Here is a 24,350-nt window from a genome sequence, read left to right as displayed (position 1 = left end):
AATAAAACATAAAATAATGTAGATAGAAAGAGGGAAGTTTATGGAGATTTCAGAAATCCGTAACTTATTAGCTGAGATGGAAGAAAAGGTCACAAGTTTCAGGAGGTCTCTTTGACTTAGATCGGTTGGAAGAAGACATCGCTGAAGCTGAAGCCAAAATGGCAGAGCCTGGTTTTTGGGATGATAGCGAAGCAGCACAAAAAGTGATCAATGAAAACAACACAAATAAAGAAACGTATGATCAATTCAATGCGTTAGCTGAAGAATTAGAAGAGTTAGCCCTAATGGTAGAAATGTTGCAAGAAGAACCAGATGCTCAAATGCAACAAGAAGCAGAAGATAGAATCCAACTATTAGACGAAAAAATGAAGACGTATGAATTAGCCATGCTTTTAGATGGTCCATATGATCGCAACCATGCAATCGTCGAACTTCATCCTGGAGCAGGGGGTACAGAATCCCAAGACTGGGGAAGTATGTTGTTACGCATGTATACACGTTGGGCAGAACAACATGGCTACCAAGTGGAAACATTGGATTACCAAGCAGGGGATGAAGCAGGAATAAAAAGTGTGACTTTACTGATCAAAGGGCATAATGCATATGGCTATTTAAAATCGGAAAAAGGTGTCCACCGTCTTGTTCGGATCTCCCCATTTGATTCAGCCAAACGGCGCCACACTTCGTTTTGTTCGGTCGATGTGATGCCAGAACTAGATGAAACGATTGATGTTGCCATCAACCCAGATGACTTGAAGATCGATACGTACCGAGCAAGCGGTGCCGGAGGACAACATATCAATAAAACAGAGTCTGCCGTTCGGATCACTCATCTTCCAACAGGAACGGTCGTAGCTAGTCAAGCGCAGCGTTCACAATTAAAAAACCGAGAACAAGCAATGAGCATGTTGAAAGCGAAGTTGTATCAACTTGAGGTTGAAAAGAAAGAACAAGAAGCTGCAGCATTGCGTGGGGAGCAAAAAGAAATTGGTTGGGGTTCACAAATTCGTTCCTATGTCTTCCATCCATATTCAATGGTAAAAGATCACCGGACAAACGTAGAAACTGGTAATGTTCAAGCTGTAATGGATGGCGATTTAGACTTATTTATTGACGGATATTTAAAAATGCACCTCTAAATAGTTGACTTTAATTGAAATAAAATTGTAAGCTTTTGAAAGCAAGATGAAACATTACCATGCTATAATGGTGAGAGACTGAGAAAAGATATGGAGAGAACGCCATGATTGAAATGAAGGATGTCATGAAAAAGTACTCAAATGGTACGACTGCAATCCGAAATTTATCGGTTGTTATCGATCAAGGAGAGTTCGTTTATGTAGTTGGTCCATCAGGGGCTGGGAAATCTACATTCATCAAATTGATGTATCGAGAAGAAAAAGCGTCAAAAGGAACCTTAAATGTTGCTGGTCATGATTTAATGGCAATCAAAAACAAAGATGTTCCTTACTTACGCAGAGAAATCGGGGTAGTTTTCCAAGACTACAAACTGTTGCCGAGAAAAACAGTTTACGAAAATGTCGCTTATGCGATGCAAGTAATCGGTAGAAAACCACGAGATATCAAAAAACGTGTGATGGAAGTGTTAGATCTTGTTGGATTGAAACATAAAGTGCGTGTTTTTCCAAGTGAGTTATCTGGTGGGGAACAGCAACGGGTATCGATTGCCCGTGCAATCGTAAATACGCCGAAAGTATTGATTGCTGACGAACCTACAGGAAATCTAGATCCGGAGAATTCTTGGGAGATCATGAAGTTATTGGACCGAATCAATGCTCAAGGGACAACGGTCGTTATGGCAACCCATAACAGTACGATCGTGAATACAATTCGTCATCGAGTGATCGCCATCGAAAATGGACGAATCATACGTGACCAAGCGGAAGGGGAATATGGATACGATGATTAGAACCTTTTTCCGACATTTATTAGAGAGTATCAAGAGTTTAAAGCGTAACGGCTGGATGACTGTCGCTTCAGTGAGTGCCGTGACGATCACATTAACATTAGTTGGGGTATTCATGGCTGTGATCATGAATGCAACGAAACTAGCCGAAGATATCGAAGGCAACGTAGATGTTTCTGTTTTCGTTGATATTGGCACGAATGAAAAAGATATGAAGAATCTTGAAAAACAATTAAAAGAGATTGATCACGTCAAAAGTGTCAAATTCTCAAGTAAAGACCAAGAGTTGAAAAAGATCCAGGATGCTATGGGGAATTCATGGAGTTTATTTGAAGGAGATAACAACCCGTTATATGATGTTTATGTCGTTCAAACGTCAGAACCTTCTTATACGAAACAAGTATCTCAAGAAGCCGGAAAATTAGCGAATGTTTCTCGCGCGGATTACGGTGGAACGTCTTCAGATAAAATTCTTAAGCTTGCAGGAACCGTTCGAACATGGGGCTTAGCTGCAGCAGCATTATTATTGTTTATTGCAATGTTTTTGATTTCAAATACAATCAGAATCACGATCTTATCTCGCCAAAAAGAAATTCAAATCATGCGATTAGTTGGTGCCAAAAACGGCTACATTCGTTGGCCATTCTTTTTAGAAGGTGGCTGGATTGGTTTGATCGGTGCAATTATTCCGGTATTGCTGATTACATTTGGGTACCAAGAAGTATTCCGAATGCTTAACCCTTCATTATTGCGCTCCCACTATTCCTTGATCCAACCACAGGATATCGTGTGGAAAATCAACGCTTTGATGGCTGGGATCGGAATCATTATCGGTTCATTAGGATCAATTATTTCGATGAGAAGATTCTTGAAGTTTTAATTCATTTCCATCGTTTCACCATATGAAAGGATGGAACGAGTTGTTTCAAGAAGATCCAACAACTTTAAAGTTTAAATGGATGATTCAATGAATCAGCAGACAGAAATTCATTTTTCTGTCTGCTTTTTTAGTTGAGATTGGGACAAAACTCGTCTCAGTCTCTTCTAGTATCTCTAAAAACGAATAAACGGCGTTCAAGAAGCAACTCCTCAACAATAAGCGATGATTTTCTAAAATATGAGGAGCTATTTTAAAAAATCCTCTCTTATTCGCTCGGAGCTAAACGCTTCTTTCACGACCTCTTGTTCACGGTGAGACAAAAGCAGCATCTTCGGAAAATTTGCCGAAATTTACCAAAAATTTGAGAAGCACCAAGTAGATAACAATCAACATCAAAAACTAGTTTTTGTGTTTCTTGTCAATTTTCGGAAATTCCTTCTTATTTCTTGATGCTAAACACTTTTGTCTCAATCTCTTTGTAAAACGCTATCATTTTTTGTCTCATAATATAAAATAAAAAAATAATATCAAGTAATGATCAATAGGAGGTCATATTGGTACAGCAGTAGGTATTTTAATTCATTGAGATCATTATCTGTCTGATACTTTCACTTTACTTTAAAAAACATCTCGGCTATTCTTAAGTAGGTGTAAAAGTGAAGAGGTGAGCCATGAGAGTAGTTGTTGATAATTTTTTTACGATCATCTTAATTGCGAATATCTTATTATCAATTGTCATTGTTTTTCGTGAACGAAAAGAAACCGCTCAGACATGGGCATGGTTGTTAGTATTAATGTTTATTCCGATTGTCGGTTTTCTTTTATATATCTTTTTTGGCAGAGGTATTTCACAAGACAAGATCTTTGATTTGAAGATCCAAGGGAAAATCGGGAAGAACTTGGAAATTGAAGAAGACAAACAAGCCTTGATGCGAGGACTTTATCCGCATCCACCAACAGGACAAGTTGATGTCAAGCAACTAATCTATATGCTGACAGTGTTTGAAAGTACATTGTACACAACTGGAAATGAAGTGACTTTATTTACGGATGGACGAGAAAAATTTGATGCATTGATTGAAGACATCAAGCAGGCAAAAGATCATATCCATCTACAATATTATATTTATCGGGGCGATGCTCTGGGTAAGGAAGTGCGTGACGCGCTGACTGAAGCAGCTCAAAGAGGGGTTAAAGTCCGTGTATTATTAGATGCTTGGGGGTCTACCCAAGTAAATGCAAAATTTTTCCACGAATTACAGGTAGCTGGTGGTGAAGTCGCTTTTTTCTTTCCACTATTTGTCCCTTATATCAATCCACGAATCAATTATCGAAACCATCGCAAAATCGTTGTTATCGATGGGAAAATTGGTTATACTGGTGGATTCAATGTAGGAAACGAATATTTAGGAGAAGTTTCAAAGTTTGGTTATTGGCGAGACAATCATTTGCGAATCTATGGGGAAGCAGTTTATACGCTACAAAATCGTTTCTTGATGGATTGGAACTCGCAGCACGTGAAAGAAGTCAGCTATGCACCAAAATTTTTCCCAAAAATTGATTCTGTAGGCACTTTAGCACTTCAAATCGTCACAAGTGGCCCAGATTCTGAGCATGAACAAATCAAATTGACTTATTTAAAAATGATTTCATTAGCAAAAAAAGAAATATTGATTCAAACGCCTTACTATATCCCAGATGAATCCATTCATGAAGCATTGAAATTAGCCTTGCTTTCTGGTGTCAAAGTTCAGATTCAGATTCCCAATAAACCTGATCATCCGTTAGTCTATTGGGCAACTTATTCTTTTGCAGCAGAACTAATCGAATATGGTGCAGTGATCGAAACCTATGAAAATGGGTTTATCCATGCTAAGACCATGATCATTGACAGTGGAATAGTTTCAATTGGTTCAGCAAATATTGATGTCCGTTCATTCAAATTAGACTTTGAAGTGAATGCGTTGATCTATGATGAAGGAATGGCGACTCACGTAAGAAAAGCTTTCTTTGCTGATTCAAGAAAGTCACAACTGTTAACCAAAGAACGCTATGAAAATCGAGGATTTATCATCAAATTAAAAGAAGGTTTGGCACGATTGATCTCGCCATTATTATAATTGCTACTTCCAGCTAATCAAAAAGGACATGAGGGAGGCGTCTAAGACGTCAGCTCATGTCCTTTTTCTGTCGGGGCCATTTCTGTAAACTGTCAGAAATGGAGAAAGCGTCTCACAGGAACAAAACTAACTTTGGGGTACTTCTTGTTTTTGGGGAAAGCAAGAAATAAGTTAGATAATGTTTGATAAAGAGACACATTTCAAAGCCAGTATAGCATAGAATAACCTAATGAGATAGTGTTTTTTTATTAATAATCATTATTTTTGTTATTTTATAATTTTAATTCGTTTTCAAGTATTTTGTTAAATGTTAAAATGAACTTACTTTAGGACTGAAGGAGATTTCTAAATGAAAAAATTAAAATTACTTTTACCAATAATAGGATTAACTATTCTTTTATCAGGTTGTTCAAAATGGATCGATCGAGGAGAATCCATTACAGCTGTCGGGTCTTCCGCATTGCAACCATTAGTTGAAACAGTCGCTGAATCTTTTCAGGCTGCAAACCCTGGGAAATTCATCAATGTCCAAGGTGGAGGAAGTGGAACTGGATTATCTCAAGTCCAATCTGGAGCAGTAGATATCGGGAATTCTGATTTATTTGCGGAGGAAAAATCTGGAATCGATGCATCTGCTTTAGTTGATCATCGAGTGGCTGTAGTTGGGATCACACCGATCGTTAACAAGGAAGTGGGCGTTAAAGACATCTCAATGGAAAACTTACGGAAGTTATTTACGGGTGAAATCACCAACTGGAAAGAACTTGGCGGGAAAGACCAACCAGTGGTTATTTTAAATCGTGCATCAGGAAGTGGGACACGTAGTACTTTTGAAAAATGGGTCCTTGATGGAGAAACGGCGATTCGTGCGCAAGAACAAGATTCAAGCGGAATGGTGCGACAAATCGTTGCAGATACTCCAGGAGCAATTAGTTATGTCGCTTTCTCATATGTAACCAACGATGTGGCTACTTTGAGTATTGATGGTGTAGAGCCAACCGATGACAACGTTACGACCAATAAATGGATCATTTGGGCTTATGAACATATGTATACAAAAAATCAACCAAAACAGTTAACGAAAGAGTTTTTAAACTACATGCTATCAGAAGAAGTTCAAAATAATATCGTAGGTGAATTAGGTTATATTCCGGTTTCACGTATGCAAGTAGAACGTGATTGGGAAGGAAATATTGTAAAATAATCATCTTTACACAATCTTTACAAACTTCGCATAAATTTTACATGTTATTAAACTCAAATTGATGTTCGCTTTGTACACTGTATAAGTATGTTAAACCTTACTGGGGGGGAATCATCTGTGGAAGATGTGAAAAAAGTATTATTAACAAAATCAAAACGTTCAAAAATGGAGCAGCGTGGTAAATTCATCAGCTTCTTATGTATCGCCTTGATCGTTCTAGTAGTAGTAGCCATTTTTTATTTTGTTGCAAGTAAAGGATTAGCGACCTTTTTCGTTGATAAGATCAACGTATTTGATTTCTTGTTTGGAACGAATTGGAATCCTGGACAAATTGGTGCAGATGGTAAACCGATGGTCGGGGCATTACCAATGATCGCTGGTTCGTTTATCGTTACTTTTTTATCTGCGATCATCGCGACACCTTTTGCCATCGGTGCAGCGGTCTTCATGACAGAGATATCTCCAAAAAATGGCACAAAAATCTTGCAACCAGTCATTGAACTATTAGTTGGCATTCCATCTGTTGTTTATGGTTTTATTGGATTATCAGTCATCGTACCATTTATCCGAAACATTTTTGGCGGAACTGGTTTTGGTATTTTAGCTGGGACATTTGTTTTGTTTGTCATGATCTTACCAACTGTGACGACTATGACAGTCGATGCCTTAAAAGCTGTGCCGCGTCATTATCGTGAAGCATCATTAGCTTTAGGAGCTACACGTTGGCAAACGATCTATAAAGTCGTTTTACGAGCTGCTGTACCGGGAATCTTGACAGCCGTTGTATTTGGTATGGCACGTGCATTTGGTGAAGCATTAGCGATCCAAATGGTCATCGGGAATGCTGCCTTGATGCCAACAGGATTAACAACTCCTGCTTCAACATTGACGTCGATTTTAACAATGGGGATCGGAAATACGATCATGGGAACAATTGAAAACAACGTGTTATGGTCATTAGCTTTGATCTTGCTATTGATGTCATTAATCTTTAATATCGTGATCCGAATGATTGGTAAGAAAGGGGCATTGAAATAATGAACGCAAAACGCTCTGATAAAATCGCAACAGGAGTCCTTTATGCAATATCGGGAATTATTGTATTGATCTTAGCTGCGTTACTTTTATATATTTTAGTTCGAGGAATTCCTCATATCTCTTGGTCATTTTTAACTGAACCATCAAAAGCCTATCAAGTAGGTGGCGGAATCGGTATCCAATTATTTAACTCGATTTATTTATTATTGATCACGATGATCATTAGTTTTCCGCTTTCTTTAGGAGCCGGTATTTACCTTTCTGAATATGCTGGTAAAAACTGGTTGACTGATGTTATCCGTACTTCAATTGAAATATTAAGCTCATTACCATCTGTAGTTGTTGGTTTGTTTGGCTTTTTAGTTTTTGTTATCCAATTCCAGTATGGCTTCTCCATTATCTCTGGGGCACTAGCTTTAACAGTTTTTAACTTACCTCTATTGACGAGAACGGTAGAAGAATCTTTACAAGCGGTGCATTACACACAGCGTGAGGCAGGGCTTGCATTAGGTTTGTCACGTTGGGAAACAGTAATTCGTGTAGTTGTACCTGAGGCAACTCCAGGGATTTTAACAGGAGTCATTTTAAGCTCAGGGAGAATTTTTGGGGAAGCAGCAGCTTTGATCTATACAGCTGGGCAAAGCGCGCCTGCACTTGATTTCTCAAACTGGAATCCATTGAGTGTCTCTAGTCCAATCAGTATTTTCCGTCAAGCTGAAACACTAGCTGTTCATATTTGGAAAATCAATACGGAAGGAACGATGCCAGATGGTGTATCAGTATCTGCTGGAGCATCAGCGGTCTTAATTATCGCAGTATTACTATTCAATTTTGGTGCTCGTGCGATTGGTAAACGTTTATACCGGAAAATGACTTCAGCTTAAGGAGAAGAAGTAAGATGAAAGAATATAATTGGAATGAAAGAAATATCATCACAATGGGTCAAGAAAAAGAAATTGCCCTTTATACAGATGATCTTCATGTTTGGTACGGTGACAACGAAGCGATCAAAGGTGTTGATCTGGAATTTGAAAAGAATAAGATCACAGCTTTAATCGGTCCTTCTGGCTGTGGGAAGTCAACTTATTTACGTTCGTTGAATCGGATGAATGATGGGATCGCAAATACTAAGGTGACTGGTAAAATCATGTACAAAGATGTCGATATCAATGCACCACAAATTGATGTCTATGAGATGCGTAAGCGAATCGGAATGGTTTTCCAACGACCAAATCCATTTAGTAAATCAATCTATGAAAATATCACGTTTGCATTGAAGCAACATGGCGAAAAGAACAAGAAGAAATTAGATGAGATCGTTGAGACCAGCTTGAAACAAGCCGCATTATGGGATCAAGTAAAAGATAGCCTGGATAAAAGTGCTTTAGCCTTGTCAGGTGGTCAACAACAACGTTTATGTATTGCACGTGCGATTGCGATGAAACCGGATATCTTGTTATTAGATGAACCAGCCAGCGCACTTGATCCGATTTCTACTGGGACAGTGGAAGAAACATTAGTGAATCTAAAAGATGATTACACGATCATCATTGTGACCCATAACATGCAACAAGCAGCTCGTATCAGTGACTATACTGCCTTTTTCTACTTAGGAAAAGCGATCGAATACGATAAAACGAATAAGATATTTACTAGACCAAAAATTAAAGCGACCGAAGATTATGTATCGGGTCATTTTGGGTAAGACGGAGGATTCGTTATGACAAAAGAAATTATCTCATCAAAAGATCTTCACTTATATTATGGAAAAAAAGAAGCGTTAAAAGGAATCGATCTAAGCTTCAATCAAGGCGAAATCACAGCGATGATTGGTCCTTCTGGCTGTGGTAAATCAACTTATCTACGCTCATTGAATCGAATGAATGATTTGATACCGAGTGTGACGATCACTGGAAGTGTCCTGTATAAAGGAAAAGATATCTATGGCCCTAAAACGGACATTGTTGAATTGCGTAAAGAAATTGGAATGGTCTTCCAACAACCAAATCCTTTTCCCTTTTCGATTTACGAAAATGTGATCTATGGGTTAAAACTAAAAGGCGAAAAAGATAAAAAAGTCCTTGATCAAGTAGTCGAAGAAAGTTTAAAGGCTGCATCTGTGTGGGATGATGTCAAAGACAAACTGCATAAAAGTGCCTTATCCTTATCAGGTGGTCAACAACAACGGGTATGCATTGCAAGAGTGTTAGCCGTCAATCCAGAAATTATTTTGTTAGATGAGCCAACTAGTGCGCTTGATCCTGTTTCTACTGGGAAAATCGAAAGCATGCTCTTGGAATTAAAGGAAAGATATACTATGATTATAGTTACGCATAATATGTCACAAGCTTCACGGATTTCTGATAAAACAGCCTTTTTCTTAGATGGGAATTTAATTGAGTTCAATGATACGAAAAAAATCTTTATGACTCCAGAAAAACAAGAAACGGAAGACTATATCTCAGGGCGATTTGGATAAGGAGGAAACGAAATGTTACGTACACAGTTTGAAGAAGAACTACTTAACCTTCATAATCAATTTTATGAGATGGGGATGATGGTAAGTAGTGCAGTGCATAAATCAGTTCGTTCTTATATCAAACATGATAAAGCACTTGCTCAAGAAGTGATCGAAAATGATATTAAAATCAACGACATGGAAACACGTTTAGAGAAAAAAAGTTTTGAAATGATTGCTTTGCAACAACCAGTGACTACAGACTTACGGATGATTATTACCGTGATGAAAGCTAGTTCTGATTTGGAACGAATGGCAGATCATGCGGTTTCAGTTGCCAAATCAACGATTCGTGTGAAAGGTCAAACCAGAATCCCAGAGATCGAAAAAGAAATCTCTGATATGTCTGATTATGTCAAAAAAATGGTGGACAATGTGTTGGTTGCTTACGTCAAAACGGATGAAAAAGATGCTCGAACGATCGCAAATATGGATCAACGGGTCAATGATTATTTCAATCGCATCTACAATGCAACGATCAAAAATATGCAGTCTGATCCAGAAACAGTCATCAGTGGGACAGATTATCTAAATGTTGCCAGCTACTTAGAACGGATTGGCGATTATGTAACGAATATTTGTGAATGGATCGTGTATCTAGCTACAGGAAAAATCACCGAATTAAACTCAAATCATAACGAAATTTTCTAACTCTTGAAGATTGGAAAGTAACGATCAACGTGTGAGTTATAAGAAATAAGCCGAAAAATTCCAAAATAGGAAATATCCTAGGAATTCTTCGGTTTTTTTGTAACTTGAAGACTTAGAGTGAATATTGCTGACTTCTCTGAGAGAAAAAGGTCAAGACTAATTGTCATTTGTATAATCGAAATTCAGCGACTAGTCTTTGTTTTTTCAACTCGTTCAATTATAATAAGAGCATAGAGATGAAAAGGAGTGAAAGAAGATGAAATTTGTTGAGCAAGATTTTGCTTATTATGAGCGGACAATCAAAAGAATGTATCAAAGTTATTATTGAAAGCGAATTCTAATCTTAGCATTCGTACTCGTGATTGTTCTGGCTTATACAGGCATCTTTCAGGAACATTTGCTTTATAATGTTTTACTGATGATAATCATTGCTGGGGGAGGTATTTATCTTTATCTGCAAAAACAAAAATTTCCAGAGGTCTATCAAAAATATCTAGAGATAAATCAACCAGAAGCAAAAATCGTTAAGATCCAAGAAGCAGAGTATAGCTATAATGATCTTGAAGACAAGAGTGTCAGGATTAACAAAACTGGTATGCGTAATTTGCCGTCAAGGAATAAACAGTATACATTGATGGTTGGATTCTCCAAGTCCTTTTTTCCGCGTGAACCACTTCAAATTGTTTATTATGATATGCTTGAACTAACCTATGAAGAAAAGTTTCGTTTGAAGCGAAACGGCTATCATTCAATGCCACGTTTTTTGCGTCGGTTTACATTTAGTAATTTAAAAGAAAGTATTGGTAATATGGGACGTTTTATTGTCGGAAATATATTTTTACTAGTTATCCTGTTTCGTGTTATACGCTATTTATGGTCATTTATCCAATTGCTTTTTTAATATCCATAATATTCATACATAATTCATAAAAAAATAGAAAACAATATTTCTTGCCATAAAAAGGGAAAGAAATATTGTTTTTAAAGCATTATTGGCTGGTTCAATGGGAAGTAAATCGTTCAGTAACTCAAGTTGGAGAAAAAGTTACAACTTAAGTCCTATGACTTTTTCTTCCATTCCGTGCATAATATGAATGTAAGGAAAAGCTTGCAAACTATATTTGCTTAAGGAGGCAATTTCCATGAAAGAAAGAGAACGTATTTTAGACTTAGTTAAAAAAGGGATCCTTTCCACTGAAGAGGGCTTAGATTTATTAGAAAGCATGGCAACTGAGAAAGATGAAAAGCAAATCGCAAAAGAAGCAGATAAAGTAACTGCTAGTCATAAAGAAAAAGATCAAGCAACTCAATTGATCGATGAATTGGAAAATGGCACATCAGAAGAAATCCATTTTAATGCCGATCCAAAACAAAATGAAAAAGAAGATCAAGAAAATTTGGAACGTATCTTAGATGAGTTAGCAACACAAGCAAATCAAACGTCGGCTCATTTAGACGAAGTGAATGAAAAGTTAGCACAAAATAAAGCGGCACGCAATGACAAACAGGAAACATTGATGCAGCTGAATACCAAAGAAGAATTGGATGAACTAACAGAAGATGAGCTTCTCCAAAGAAAGACTCTTGAATCTGAGATCAAGGAATTAGAAGCTGCGAGTGAACAATTAACAGAAGAACAATTGAAACTAGAAGCAGAATTAAAAGATATTCGCAAAAATCAATGGACAGAAAAGAAAGAAACAATTGCTGATAAATTTGAGTTACCAGATGACTGGAAAGAACAAGCCAACGATACATTGAACCAAGTTGGAGAAAAAATGTCTGAAGCTGGTTCTCAGCTAGGCAAGTTTTTGCGGAAGACATTCCAAACGGTATCGGAAACAGTTAATGAAAACATGGAATGGAAAGATGTCAATCTCCGTGTACCAGGTATCGCAACGACAAAATTTGAACACGAATTTTATTATGAAGCACCTGCAGCAAGTATTCTTGATATCAAAGCTGCAAACGGAAATGTCACATTGAAAACTTGGGAAAGTGAAGATGTGAAAGTTGAAGCTAAAATCAAATTATACGGTAAAATGAATGCAGAACCATTCGAGGCATTCTTAGAACGTAGTCAAATTGAAGTCAATGATGAGCATGTCTCATTCCAAATTCCAAATAAACGTGTACGTGCGGATCTAGTCTTTTATTTACCAAAACGAGTATATGACCATACAGCAATCAAATTGTTAAATGGGAATATTACGATTAACGACTTAGAAGGTAAAGATGTGTACACCAAATCGACAAATGGAAATATCGTCATTCAAAAATTACAAGCAACCATGCTTGAAATTGAAGGCGTTAATGGGAATATCGATGTTCAATCAGGTGCAATCTTAGATTCGATCATCGAAACAGTGAATGGTACGGTCACTGTAGGAACAACCCCTGAAAATCTTTCCGTTTCTCTCGTTAATGGGGATGTACGGTTGACAATGAAAGAAGAACATTTGAAAAAAATTGAAGCAAGTTCAGTCAATGGCAATGTCAAAGTAGCTTTACCAACAGGAATTGGCATGGAAGGTAATGCGAAAACAAGTTTAGGCAGCATCAACAGCCGCCTGACTGATTATGAAGTAATCCGTGAAAAAAAAGAACGGACCAATCAATTACTACAGTTCCGTCGTCTCTCTGAAAATGAAGTAGCTAGAATCCAATTATCGACTACGACTGGTAGTATTTATTTAAAAGATACGGATCAATAAAGTAATCAACCGGTGAGTTAGCTTATTCTAACAATCGAAAGCAGGATTGATAAGTGGGATGTACGTTCACTATTAAACGATGATACTTGGTCATTCGTTCCTTTAACGAGGAAAAGCAAAAATCTTTGGAGAAAAAGTGTAGTGAGAATGAACAGTTTATCTATTGTCACACTCTTTTTCTTCCATTAAAATGAATAGAACAGAGGTGAAAGTAAAATGAAAAGAAAATTGACAAAATCAAATAAAAATATTGTTTTGACTGGTACATTAGCTGGGATTGCAGAATATCTTGGAATTGATCCAACGGTAGTTCGTGTGATCTATGTATTCCTAAGCTTAGTGGCATTTGGAAGTCCAGTTATCTTATATATTTTATTGGCTTTGCTCATCCCTTCTGGACGAAACAAACAGACTCGTTATGGGCATGAAAACCAATATTATCAAAATAATAATTATCATCATGAACAAACAAAAAAACGTAAAGAGGCGGAAAAGGTCAATGATGACGAATGGAGTGACTTCTAATGTCTTATCTTCAGCGCCTCATCGTGAATACGTTGACGTTCATCTCTCTGGCAGTGATTTTTCCGACGATGATTTATGTAGATAGTATTTGGACAGCTATTTTAGCAAGTTTCGTATTGTCCATCTTGAATATGTTCATTAAACCTATTCTAACAATTTTATCACTACCATTCACTTTAGTGACACTGGGCTTGTTCACATTTGTCATCAATGCGGCAATCTTGAAGATGACTTCCTTTTTTGTTGGAGCATCTAATTTTAATTTTGCTTCCTTTGGTTCAGCTTTTTTGATTGCTGTGATCATGTCAGTGGTGAATATGATTGTCAGTGAACACAATAGTAGAAGGTAAACGTGAACAATCGATAATGACTAAAAGGGTACATCCATGGGAAATGTCTTAAATTCCTTGGTTGTACCTTTTTGCTTTGTTTTATAAAAAAAGTGAATTTAAAATAAAAACGTTTTTTTTATTTGGTAGTACTTTTTGTCAGACAATGATAAAATGGGAAGGAACACTCTAATAGAAATGAGGTAGCACGAATGGCAGAAGTTGTAAAAGTAAGCCAATTAGTAGAAAAATTATCATTAGAAATAGTGACTGGTGATGAAAAGAGTTTGGAGCGTGTTATCGTAACTGGTGACATCTCAAGACCTGGTTTAGAATTGACCGGTTATTTTAATTATTATTCACATGATCGTTTACAATTATTTGGGAGCAAAGAGATTAGCTTTGCTGAACGGATGATGCCGGAAGAAAGACTGATGATCATGAGAAGATTGTGCAGTGAGGATATGCCAGCATTCATTATTTCTCGGGGGCTTCCAGCTTCTGAAGAAATGATTCAAGCAGCCAACGAATACGGTATGGCTGTCTTACGTTCACCAATCTCCACATCACGTTTGCTTGGAGAATTATCTAGTTATTTAGATGGTCGTTTAGCTCCTAGAACGAGCGTTCATGGTGTGCTAGTCGATGTTTATGGGTTAGGTGTACTCATTCAAGGGGATAGCGGAATTGGTAAGAGTGAAACCGCATTAGAATTAATCAAACGTGGTCATCGCCTGATTGCTGATGACCGAGTAGATGTTTATCAACAAGATGAACTGACAGTCATTGGTGAACCACCAAAAATCTTAGAACACTTGATAGAGATCAGAGGGATCGGAATCATTGATGTCATGAACTTGTTTGGAGCAAGTGCTGTCCGTGGTTCAATGCAAGTGCAGTTAGCCGTTTATTTAGAAGCCTGGGCGAAGGACAAAAAATATGATCGACTAGGTTCTGAAGATACTTCTGTGGAAATTGCAGAAGTGGGGATTCCACAAATAAAAATACCTGTCAAAACTGGACGAAACGTGGCCATCATCATCGAAGTCGCAGCAATGAATTTCCGAGCAAAAACGATGGGATTTGATGCAACAAAAACGTTTGAAGAAAGATTAAGTCGTCTGATCGAAGAAAATTCAGGGGCACAATAGCAAGGAGTGGAAACATGATAGCGCAAATCGATCGGGTAGCGTTCAATCTTTTAGGAATACCAATCTATTGGTATGCTTTGATCATTGTATCGGGAATAATTATTGCCATGTGGCTAAGTAGCCGTGAAGCCGTACGTGTTGGCTTAAAATCTGAGGATATCACTGATTTTATGTTGTGGGGATTGCCACTTTCAATTATTGGGGCACGGTTGTACTATATTTTATTTGATTTACCACAATATATAGCTGATCCTATTCAAATATTCAATATCCGTTCTGGCGGGTTAGCTATTTATGGTGGATTGATCGCAGGTGCCATTACTTTATATTTCTTTACCAAATACCACTTTATTTCCATGTGGACATTTTTAGATATTGCCGCACCAAGTGTCCTACTCGCTCAAGCAATTGGGCGTTGGGGAAATTTTATGAATCATGAAGCTTATGGCCCTGTCACGACGAGAATCTTTTTAGAAAATCTTCATATCCCAAGATTCATAATTGATAATATGTACATTGAAGGTTTTTATCGTCAACCTACCTTTTTATATGAATCCGTTTGGAGTTTGATTGGCTTTATCCTACTCCTATTTTTAAGAAACAAAAAGCATTTACTGAAAAAAGGAGAAGTTTTACTTGTTTATGTGATGTGGTACAGCTTCGGGCGCTTTTTTATCGAAGGATTACGGACAGATAGTTTATACTTCTTAGGTGTTATTCGTATCTCCCAATTGTTGTCAGCCTTTTTATTCGTTGGAACAATTATTCTGTTTATCTGGCGTAGAAAAAAAGGAAATCTACCAGATTACGATCGCACTTTTGGTAAAAATCAAATGATTATCTAATTTACAGAGCTAAAAAAATGAAAAAAATAGCAGGAGTGGTAAAATGAAATATAGGGTGGCAGTCTTAGGAGCTGGCTCATGGGGGACAGCTCTTGCGCAAGTTCTTGCTGAAAATGGACATGATGTTCGCCTATGGGGACATCGTCAATCGCAAATAGACGAGATCAACCAACAACACACCAATCAAAAATATTTACCCGACTATCATTTGTCAATGTCAATCCGTGGTTTTAGTGAGTTGGAACAGGCAGTTCAAGATATTGATGCCTTGTTATTCGTGATTCCGACACGAGCCATTCGCTCTGTAGCACAAGAGGTGGTCACTAAATTGAATACCAAGCCTGTAATCATCCATGCAAGCAAGGGTCTAGAACAGGAAACACACAAACGGATCTCAGAAATTCTTTTAGAAGAGATCCCGAGTGACAAACGTCAATCCATTGCTGTTTTATCTGGTCCGAGTCACGCAGAAGAAGTAGCAAATCATGACATTACTACGATCACAGCTGCTAGCACAGATCAAAAAACAGCTTCCTTTGTCCAAAAGTTATTCATGAATCATTATTTTAGGATTTATACCAACCCTGATGTGATTGGGGTTGAAATGGGGGCTGCATTGAAAAATATTATTGCTCTTGGTGCAGGAGCAATCCACGGATTAGGTTTCGGGGATAATGCAAAAGCTGCTATTATGACTAGAGGTTTAGCTGAAATCAGTCGTTTAGGTGTTGCCATGGGTGCCAACCCATTGACTTTTATTGGTCTTAGTGGTGTGGGCGATTTGATCGTTACTTGTACTAGTATCCATTCGCGAAATTGGCGAGCGGGCAATTTGTTAGGTAAAGGGCATGAACTGTCAGAAGTATTGGAAAATATGGGGATGGTTGTGGAAGGTGTCCATACGACAAAAGCCGCAAAAGAACTTGCTCAGCAAGTAGGTGTAGACATGCCAATCACTCAAACAATTTATGAAGTACTTTATGAAAATAAAAATGTACAAATTGCGGCAAGAGAAATCATGTTGCGAGATGGAAAAAAAGAAAATGAATTTTCACGATTAATTTTTTAGAGGAGAGATGACAAATGAAAGTAAAAAAGGCAGTTATTCCAGCAGCAGGTTTAGGAACAAGATTTTTACCTGCAACAAAAGCGATGGCAAAAGAAATGCTTCCAATCGTTGACAAACCAACGATTCAATTTATCGTAGAAGAAGCACTTAAATCAGGGATCGAAGACATTTTGATCGTCACTGGGAAAGCAAAACGACCAATCGAAGACCATTTTGATTCAAATATCGAGTTAGAAACGAATTTGAGTGAAAAAGGGAAAACAGAATTATTGAAGTTGGTTGAAGAAACAACTGATGTAAATCTACACTTCATTCGTCAATCTCATCCAAAAGGGTTAGGACATGCTGTATTACAAGCCCGTGCTTTTATCGGTAATGAACCTTTTGTTGTGATGTTAGGTGATGATATCATGGAAGATGAAGTACCTTTGACACAACAATTGATTGATGACTATGAGCGGACACATGCATCAACAATCGCAGTGATGGAAGTGCCACAAAAAGATACGTCTAAATACGGAATTATTAATCCTGGTGAAGAATTAGAAGAAGGATTGTTCAATGTTAAAAACTTCGTTGAAAAACCAGACCCAAGTAAAGCACCAAGTAATTTAGCTATTATTGGACGCTATTTATTAACTCCTGAAATCTTTGATGTTTTGGCAGAACAACAACCAGGTGCTGGGAATGAAATCCAACTGACAGATGCGATTGATACATTGAATAAAACACAACGAGTATTTGCTCGTAACTTTACAGGCAAACGCTATGATGTTGGTGACAAGTTTGGTTTCATGAAAACCAGTATCGAATACGGCTTGACTCATCCAGAAGTCGGCGAACCATTAAAAGAATATATCAAAGAGCTAGGGAAACAATTAGAAGCTGATCAAACGATGGTACCAAAAAAAGACAACAAAAAAATTGAATCAAAAGATGAGCTGAAAAAATAAATTTTTTAGCAATGAAAGCTTCAACTGCTCTTATCCAAAAAAAGTAGTTGAAGCTTTGCTATTTTTTATTTGTTTAAAAAATGCGAAAATGCTATGCTTATAGAAAGAGTATCAGAAGGGAGTTCGAGTATGACAGGCGGAGAAATTGCTGGGCTGATTGCGGCCATCGCATTTGCAGTCCTCGTTGTTTTTATCATAAGAGTATTGTTACAATTATCAAAAACATTAGAAAAAGTGGATCAAACAGTGGCAGAAGCAAATACGACGATTGAAGTCGTCACCAAAGATGTCGATCTTTTGTCAAGGCAGGTGGAAGGTTTACTAGTCAAAAGTAATGAATTGCTTTTAGACATCAATGGGAAAGTAGAAACGATTGATCCATTATTTACAGCTATCGCAGATTTAAGTGAAAGCGTGTCAGAATTGAATACATCAAGTAAAAATATCGTAACCAAAGTTGGTGGGATTGGGCGTACAACAGCTAAAGCTACCGTGGCTGGAAAAGTTGGTGGCACAGCTTTAAAGTTTTTCAAAAATAAAAAACATACAGAAAAGACTGGAGGAATTTAATTATGGCAAAAAAAGGTGGATTTTTACTAGGAGCAGTTATTGGTGGGACAGCAGCGGCAGTCGCAGCATTATTATTAGCACCAAAGTCAGGAAAAGAACTACGCGATGAACTTGCTGCACAAGCAGATGATTTACTTGATATGGCTTCAGACTACACGGATATGGCAAAAGAAAAATCAGCGACATTAACAGACATCGCAAAAGAAAAAGCGCAAGATCTATCCCAACAAGCTGGTGACTTAGCTGGTAGCGTGAAAAATAAAGTCAATCATTCTGCAAATGATGTCGAAGATGAGTCTGAAGACATTTTATTAACATTAAAAGAACAATCAGAAGATCTTTCTCATCGCTTCAAGAAATCAGCAGATGAGCTTAAAAAGCCAGTCGGACAAATGAATGAAACAGTTAAAGATGCATCTGAAGATATGATGATCAATGCGAAAGATGCTGCAGGTGAAGCTGGACAAACAGTCAAAGAAGGCATTGCTGAAGCAAAACCAGTCGTAAAAGATGCGCAAGCAATGGCAGATATGGCTAAAGAAGATGTCAAAGCTAAAAAAGAAGATTTAAAAGATACATTTACTGACAATGGAAAATAGCCAATTTCTATTTTTAGTAGGTAATTAATAGATACTTTTTCGATTTCAGTTAATCGAACGGAACAAGTGATGAATATCAAAGCTAGCAAAGTTTCCTAGCTTTGATATTTTTTTGTTTGATAATTGCTAGAATAATACATAATGTAAAGGTCTAATTTGCGTAATCACTTGATAGCATGCTTATTACCATGAGAGTGAAGACACTATAAAAGAACCAGAATGATCAGAAGAATTCGTATAATCTATTGGTAACCAGAGCTCTTTGGTATGAATGAGCCAACAACGATTAGTGAGGTTGAAGATAAGAAAAAAATGAGTCTAGGACTAACAGTCACCCTAGACTCATTAATAGATGTAGAAGTGATAAACGGCGTTCAAGAAGCAACTCCTCAACAATAAACGATAATTTTCTAAAATAAGAGAAGCTATTTTAAAAAATCATCGCTTATTCGTTCGGAGTTAACCGCTTCTTTCACGACCTTACTCAATAACCAATAATTCTTTTGGCGTAGTTGTAAATGGAATACAGCCGTCTTTTGTCACATAGACACAGTCTTCGATTCGAACACCTACTTGATCAGGGATATAGATTCCTGGTTCAAGTGAGAAGCACATGCCTTCTTCGATGACTAAATCATTTCCTGCTACAAGGGAAGGAAATTCATGGACAGTGGTTCCGATTCCGTGACCTAGACGATGATTGAAGTATTCGCCATAGCCATAGCTATTGATTACATTTCTTGCAATTTGATCTAGTTCGGCAGCCGTTACGCCGGGACGTACAGCTGCTTGGGCAGCTAATTGTGCCTCAAGTGTGATTTGATAAATTTTTTCCTGAAATTCAGTTGGTTTTTTATAGGCTACAGTTCGAGTAGCATCGCTGCAATAACCATCCCAAACAACACCTAAATCAAACAAAACAAGTTCATTAGGCGAAATTTTTGTGCTGCCTGGAGCACCGTGGGGGCTTGCTGCGTTTTTACCAGCTAAAACGAGCGTGTCAAACGACATTTGCGAAACACCTTGTTTTTTTAGTTGATATTCGATTTCTGCAATGATTGCTTGCTCAGTAACACCTTCTTTTACTGCCTTAAAGCCGATTTCAAAGGCAACATCTGCCCATTTACCAGCAGCAAGTAATTGGTCTTTTTCTTCCAACGTTTTGATTAATTGGAGACGTTGAATGATTGCTGTTAAATCAGTAAAGTTGTCAGAACCAGTTAGAACATCTGAAATGGCATCGAAACGATCAACGGTTAACGCATTTTTTTCGATTCCGATATTTCCAGGCTGACCATAACGGTGACGAATTTCTTTCCCAATGATTTCCCAAGGATTTTCGCTGTCTAAATAGCCACGAACATCAAAAGACCATGCACTGTTTTGTGCATCTTCAACTTCTAAAGCCGGAGTGAATAAAAAAGGATCCTGTTCAAGTGGGATAAATAGTGCTAAGACACGTTCATGGGGTTCACTTTCGTATCCTGAAAAATAAGCGATGTGTCCTGGATCACTAATATAGGCAAGATCCACTTGATTTTGAGCCATCCATTTACGTAATTCGTTGATTTTTACGTTATTCATTTTGGCATCCTTCTTTCTAATTTATTGAATTATTAGATAATTGTACCACTTAATGTTTCAAAGACCAACGTATAAAAGTGAAAAAATGAATTATTTTCATGAAAGCGGTAGTAAAACGGTTGCAATTTTGAGTATTATTTGTTATCCTGTTTTAGAAATGTAAAGCGTATTTTCAGAAAACATATAAAAATGAACAGGAGAGCAAGAATGGAAAAGCAAACAATTACTATTTATGATGTAGCGAGAGAGGCAAATGTTTCGATGGCTACTGTTTCACGTGTCGTTAACGGGAATCCGAATGTCAAACCTGCGACTAGAAAAAAAGTGTTAGAAGTCATTGATCGATTGGACTATCGTCCGAATGCTGTTGCACGTGGGCTAGCAAGTAAGAAGACAACGACAGTAGGGGTAATCATTCCAGATGTCAGCAATATGTTTTTTGCTTCTTTAGCACGTGGGATCGATGATGTTGCTACAATGTACAAATACAACATCATTTTAGCAAATTCAGACGGCAATGATCAAAAAGAAGTGAATGTATTAAATAACTTGTTAGCAAAACAAGTAGATGGCGTGATCTTCATGGGACATCATATCACTGATGAAATCCGTGGTGAGTTTTCTCGATCTAAGACTCCTGTAGTATTGGCTGGCTCAATTGACCCTGATGAACAAGTTGGAAGTGTGAATATCGATTACACTTCAGCAACTAAGGATGCTGTCAATAAATTAGCTAAGAATGGCAATAAAAAAATTGCCTTTGTCAGTGGGGCATTGATTGATCCAATCAATGGTCAAAATCGCTTGAAAGGATATAAAGAAGCACTTAAAGAAAATAATTTACCTTACAGCGAAGGTTTGATCTTTGAAGCAGAGTATAACTTTAAAGACGGATTAACCCTAGTTGATCGCATTCATAATAGTGGCGCAACAGCTGTTTATGTTTCAGATGATGAATTAGCTATCGGTATTTTAGATGGTCTTTTAGATAAGGGTGTGAAAGTACCGGAAGAATTTGAGATCATTACAAGTAATAACTCATTGTTAACAGAAGTTGCACGTCCACGCCTAACAAGTATCACACAACCATTGTATGATTTAGGTGCCGTTTCAATGCGTCTATTAACAAAAATGATGAATAAAGAAGAAGTTGAAGAAAAAACAATTATCTTACCTTATGGAATTGAAGAAAAAGGATCGACGAAATAATAAGTGATTAACACTCCACTAGATGATGCTAGTGGAGTGTTTTTAACCTCTAAAAAGATTCAGTGATTGAAATAAGTAAACATTCGTTGAAGCTTTTAGCTAGTTAACAAGAACAACTATTTATTTTTTTTGTAAAAATTTGGACAAATTTTAGCTTTTTATTCCGTATAATGAAATGGAATCTCTATCAGAAGAGAAAATTTAAATTGTAAGGAGAAGTTATAAATGTCAGATTTTTATTTTGTGAAACTGCTTCCTGATGTTTACGATGAGTTAAAAACTTCAAAGTATAAAGACATAATATTAGAAAATTTAAATAGGACATATCTTGCATTGGAAAGAAATAGGAGAAATTGGTATATTCCTATTAAATCTTTTACAGAGAATGCTATTACAGATTTTGTATTTCCATTACCAGTAATGGAAGAGAAGTACAAGAACAATCGTCGCTGTACTCCAGGTTTTGTTTTTAATCATTCCTTATATCTTGATTCTTCACTGGTAATAGTAACTAAGGATCCGGGAATGGAATTATATCGTCCGTTTATAGAAGAAAATAAAGAAAAGATCATAGAAAAATTTTATTATTTTGTAAGTGTGGCACATCATATTAATGCACGTGTTAAGTGGGATAGCTCAATTGACTTATTTCCAGAAGGAGTTGAATATATACTAAATCTTAGGTTTAATGAGGGAATAGACGATAAAAGTATACAAAGCTTGAACAAACGGGGGGATAGGGAAGGGATTGAAACGTATCGAAAAAAACAACTTTCAACTTTTCTAGAAGAGGATAATTTTATTAAGTTTTTATCTGTTACAGCGCATCTTCCTTGGCAACACTCAAAAATAACCCAAAACCTGATCGCCCAAAAACCAGATGTCCAATTGGCTCTCGAGGCTCAGGAATGGAAGAAACTAGAAAAAAAATTAAAACTGGGTCCAGAGGCACTTTATAGAGACCATACAGAAGTACGTTTCGACAAAGAAACAAAAAGTAAACTAACAGCCTCTTTTCTAGTACAGGTTTTCGATGTTAGTGAATTAGCGGAAAAGCAAGAAATACCCAGACCAGCATACTATGTAGGGAATCAAACAGTTGATTCATTTCTCTACCAAATTTTGTTCCAAAGTATTAACCAATTTAAAAATATGCCAATCGAGATTCAGTCAGGGATGAATGATAAACAAACATTGAGTAACTTTATGCGTTCAGCCATACATAAGACAAGAGGGACTAGTACCGATTATCCAGACCAATTAGAATATTTTAAATCAGAAGCGATTGGTTATATCTTAGCAAAACATATAGGTTTACATACGGAGAGTTATTCTTTTGAATATCTTTCTACTTTGAAAAAAAGTGAATTGTCTGACAGTAAAATCGATGCTATTTTAGTTAGCATTAGTAGGAAAGTAAGTCAAATATATGGACGGTTTAGAGACAATTTTAACGATATTTTGAAAAAAAGCATGGAAAATGATACAGTCATCCAATTTCAAAACAATCAATCTATTGAGTTATTAGATCCTGTCAACAAATGGAGAAAAAGACGTGAAGCTTCAAATGAACGTAATCAAAAAAGGGTTGACAGCATACGTTTGGAAGAAGAGAAACAAAAACAGCATGACCCACAAGTATGGATAGAAGTACAAACGAACAGTAGCGAAAGAACCAATTGGAATAAAGATGAAAGTAAAATGCAAAGTCCTGAAGAGCCAAATAGAGAAAACAATAGCGATTATTGTAGGGAAATCGAAAGTAAGCAAGCGATGACTGTCAAAGAAGGGGATAACCGGCAATCAGGTGACTTTAAAGGAAAAGACAAAGATGATGCAAGCCTACCTTTAGAAAAAGCTGAGCCCTCGATGAATATCGATGGAAATGACCAACAGTCAGATAACCTAAAGAAATCAAGTGAAACGAACCCGCTGTGGTTTGAAATTGGGGTATGGGAACCAGTCATATATGAAAAAGAAAAAAGCAACCTTGCTACCAATGATCTAAATAGTTTTAACCCTAGCACTTTTAAAAGCTTGACTACTCCTAAATTCAAAGAAGGAACCAGCCTATATTTAGAAAAAGCTGAGCCCTCAATGAATATCAATGGAAATGACCAACAGTCAGATAACCTAAAGAAATCAAGTGAAACGAACCCGCTGTGGTTTGAAATTGGGGTATGGGAACCAGTCATACATGAAAAAGAAAAAAGCAAACCTGCTACCAATGATCTAAATCAGTCTAAATATTCACCGACTACAGATAAAAATACTCATCAACAGCAAACAGTGGATCAAAAAAGGAATAAAGCAATGAACTTAGTCAAACAGCAAGAAAAAAAGCGTATGGGCGCTACTGAAAAATTAACAAGATAAAAACAGTCGCCATAATTGACGACTGTTTTTTAGGTCCTTTGTCAAATAATGTTGGTGCGTTTCATCAATATTATTTGACAAAGTCTGA

At 37.0% G+C, this 24,350-nt stretch carries 24 protein-coding genes; 23 read left to right on the top strand and 1 reads right to left on the bottom strand.

The window, feature by feature from the left end:
- Positions 1–40 precede the first annotated feature (40 nt).
- From prfB to IGK91_RS08835, 21 genes are all read left to right on the top strand, one after another.
- Positions 41–1,139 (top strand): peptide chain release factor 2 gene (gene prfB / locus IGK91_RS08935; protein ID WP_178243920.1). Its coding sequence is split into 2 segments (ribosomal slippage): positions 41–112 and positions 114–1,139, totalling 1,098 coding nucleotides; the frame shifts between segments, so codons are not numbered across the junction.
- A 104-nt stretch (positions 1,140–1,243) separates the two neighbouring features.
- A complete protein-coding gene (ftsE, locus tag IGK91_RS08930) occupies positions 1,244–1,930 on the top strand; it encodes a cell division ATP-binding protein FtsE (RefSeq protein ID WP_010718569.1) in 687 nt (228 codons plus the stop codon).
- Positions 1,923–2,807, top strand: coding sequence for a permease-like cell division protein FtsX (gene ftsX, locus IGK91_RS08925; RefSeq protein WP_277985448.1), 885 nt, complete (start codon positions 1,923–1,925; stop codon positions 2,805–2,807). Before ftsE ends, ftsX begins: the two co-directional genes overlap by 8 nt.
- A gap of 671 nt (positions 2,808–3,478) precedes the next feature.
- The gene (gene cls, locus IGK91_RS08920) at positions 3,479–4,927 is read left to right on the top strand and encodes a cardiolipin synthase (RefSeq protein ID WP_010718567.1); all 1,449 of its coding nucleotides are present in this window, start codon (positions 3,479–3,481) and stop codon (positions 4,925–4,927) included.
- A gap of 349 nt (positions 4,928–5,276) precedes the next feature.
- Positions 5,277–6,131 carry a phosphate ABC transporter substrate-binding protein PstS gene (locus tag IGK91_RS08915; protein WP_010718566.1) on the top strand — a complete coding sequence of 285 codons (855 nt, stop codon included), beginning with the start codon at positions 5,277–5,279 and terminating at the stop codon, positions 6,129–6,131.
- A 117-nt stretch (positions 6,132–6,248) separates the two neighbouring features.
- Complete coding sequence (gene pstC, locus IGK91_RS08910) at positions 6,249–7,169, top strand: phosphate ABC transporter permease subunit PstC (RefSeq protein ID WP_010718565.1); 921 nt, start codon at positions 6,249–6,251, stop codon at positions 7,167–7,169.
- Positions 7,169–8,053: a phosphate ABC transporter permease PstA gene (pstA, locus tag IGK91_RS08905; RefSeq protein WP_010718564.1), complete on the top strand. Its 885-nt coding sequence runs from the start codon at positions 7,169–7,171 to the stop codon at positions 8,051–8,053. Before pstC ends, pstA begins: the two co-directional genes overlap by 1 nt.
- A 14-nt stretch (positions 8,054–8,067) precedes the next feature.
- Entirely contained in the window at positions 8,068–8,874 is an 807-nt protein-coding gene (gene pstB / locus IGK91_RS08900) for a phosphate ABC transporter ATP-binding protein PstB (protein ID WP_010718563.1), read from the top strand.
- A 15-nt stretch (positions 8,875–8,889) separates the two neighbouring features.
- Positions 8,890–9,648, top strand: coding sequence for a phosphate ABC transporter ATP-binding protein PstB (gene pstB, locus IGK91_RS08895; protein ID WP_010718562.1), 759 nt, complete (start codon positions 8,890–8,892; stop codon positions 9,646–9,648).
- A 12-nt stretch (positions 9,649–9,660) separates the two neighbouring features.
- Positions 9,661–10,338 (top strand): phosphate signaling complex protein PhoU, encoded by a 678-nt coding sequence (gene phoU, locus IGK91_RS08890; protein WP_010718561.1) that lies wholly within the window; start codon positions 9,661–9,663, stop codon positions 10,336–10,338.
- Between the two features lie 358 nt (positions 10,339–10,696).
- Positions 10,697–11,239 carry a hypothetical protein gene (locus tag IGK91_RS08885; RefSeq protein ID WP_014834518.1) on the top strand — a complete coding sequence of 181 codons (543 nt, stop codon included), beginning with the start codon at positions 10,697–10,699 and terminating at the stop codon, positions 11,237–11,239.
- Positions 11,240–11,480: 241 nt separating this feature from the next.
- On the top strand, positions 11,481–13,052 hold the full coding sequence (liaX, locus tag IGK91_RS08880) for a daptomycin-sensing surface protein LiaX (protein WP_010737970.1): 1,572 nt from the start codon (positions 11,481–11,483) through the stop codon (positions 13,050–13,052).
- A gap of 216 nt (positions 13,053–13,268) precedes the next feature.
- Entirely contained in the window at positions 13,269–13,577 is a 309-nt protein-coding gene (locus IGK91_RS08875) for a PspC domain-containing protein (protein WP_010718558.1), read from the top strand.
- Positions 13,577–13,927, top strand: a complete 351-nt coding sequence (locus IGK91_RS08870) for a phage holin family protein (protein ID WP_010737969.1) — start codon at positions 13,577–13,579, stop codon at positions 13,925–13,927. The genes IGK91_RS08875 and IGK91_RS08870 overlap by 1 nt, the downstream gene beginning before the upstream one ends.
- Before the next feature lie 191 nt (positions 13,928–14,118).
- Positions 14,119–15,057: an HPr(Ser) kinase/phosphatase gene (hprK, locus tag IGK91_RS08865; protein WP_010718556.1), complete on the top strand. Its 939-nt coding sequence runs from the start codon at positions 14,119–14,121 to the stop codon at positions 15,055–15,057.
- 14 nt (positions 15,058–15,071) lie between these two features.
- On the top strand, positions 15,072–15,902 hold the full coding sequence (gene lgt, locus IGK91_RS08860; protein ID WP_010737968.1) for a prolipoprotein diacylglyceryl transferase: 831 nt from the start codon (positions 15,072–15,074) through the stop codon (positions 15,900–15,902).
- Positions 15,903–15,945: 43 nt separating this feature from the next.
- Positions 15,946–16,971 (top strand): NAD(P)H-dependent glycerol-3-phosphate dehydrogenase, encoded by a 1,026-nt coding sequence (locus IGK91_RS08855; protein WP_010737967.1) that lies wholly within the window; start codon positions 15,946–15,948, stop codon positions 16,969–16,971.
- A gap of 14 nt (positions 16,972–16,985) precedes the next feature.
- A complete protein-coding gene (gene galU / locus IGK91_RS08850) occupies positions 16,986–17,924 on the top strand; it encodes a UTP--glucose-1-phosphate uridylyltransferase GalU (protein WP_010718553.1) in 939 nt (312 codons plus the stop codon).
- Between the two features lie 129 nt (positions 17,925–18,053).
- Complete coding sequence (locus tag IGK91_RS08845; protein ID WP_010718552.1) at positions 18,054–18,494, top strand: DUF948 domain-containing protein; 441 nt, start codon at positions 18,054–18,056, stop codon at positions 18,492–18,494.
- 2 nt (positions 18,495–18,496) lie between these two features.
- Entirely contained in the window at positions 18,497–19,093 is a 597-nt protein-coding gene (locus IGK91_RS08840; protein ID WP_034867377.1) for a YtxH domain-containing protein, read from the top strand.
- A gap of 267 nt (positions 19,094–19,360) precedes the next feature.
- On the top strand, positions 19,361–19,492 hold the full coding sequence (locus tag IGK91_RS08835) for a hypothetical protein (protein ID WP_010718550.1): 132 nt from the start codon (positions 19,361–19,363) through the stop codon (positions 19,490–19,492).
- Between the two features lie 81 nt (positions 19,493–19,573).
- On the opposite strand, the gene IGK91_RS08830 is transcribed toward IGK91_RS08835, so the two are convergent.
- Positions 19,574–20,677 (bottom strand): M24 family metallopeptidase, encoded by a 1,104-nt coding sequence (locus tag IGK91_RS08830; protein WP_010737965.1) that lies wholly within the window; start codon positions 20,675–20,677, stop codon positions 19,574–19,576.
- 207 nt (positions 20,678–20,884) lie between these two features.
- On the opposite strand from IGK91_RS08830, the gene ccpA reads away from it, so the two are divergent.
- Both ccpA and IGK91_RS08820 read left to right on the top strand, forming a co-directional pair.
- Positions 20,885–21,886, top strand: a complete 1,002-nt coding sequence (ccpA, locus tag IGK91_RS08825; RefSeq protein ID WP_010718548.1) for a catabolite control protein A — start codon at positions 20,885–20,887, stop codon at positions 21,884–21,886.
- A 225-nt stretch (positions 21,887–22,111) separates the two neighbouring features.
- A complete protein-coding gene (locus tag IGK91_RS08820) occupies positions 22,112–24,262 on the top strand; it encodes a hypothetical protein (protein ID WP_081123220.1) in 2,151 nt (716 codons plus the stop codon).
- Positions 24,263–24,350 lie beyond the last annotated feature (88 nt).

The sequence above is a fragment of the Enterococcus sp. DIV1208 genome (assembly GCF_050530455.1).
GTDB lineage: Bacteria > Bacillota > Bacilli > Lactobacillales > Enterococcaceae > Enterococcus_B > Enterococcus_B hirae.
Note: the sequence above shows the minus strand (reverse complement) of the source record. Positions and strands in the feature narration are given on the sequence as shown.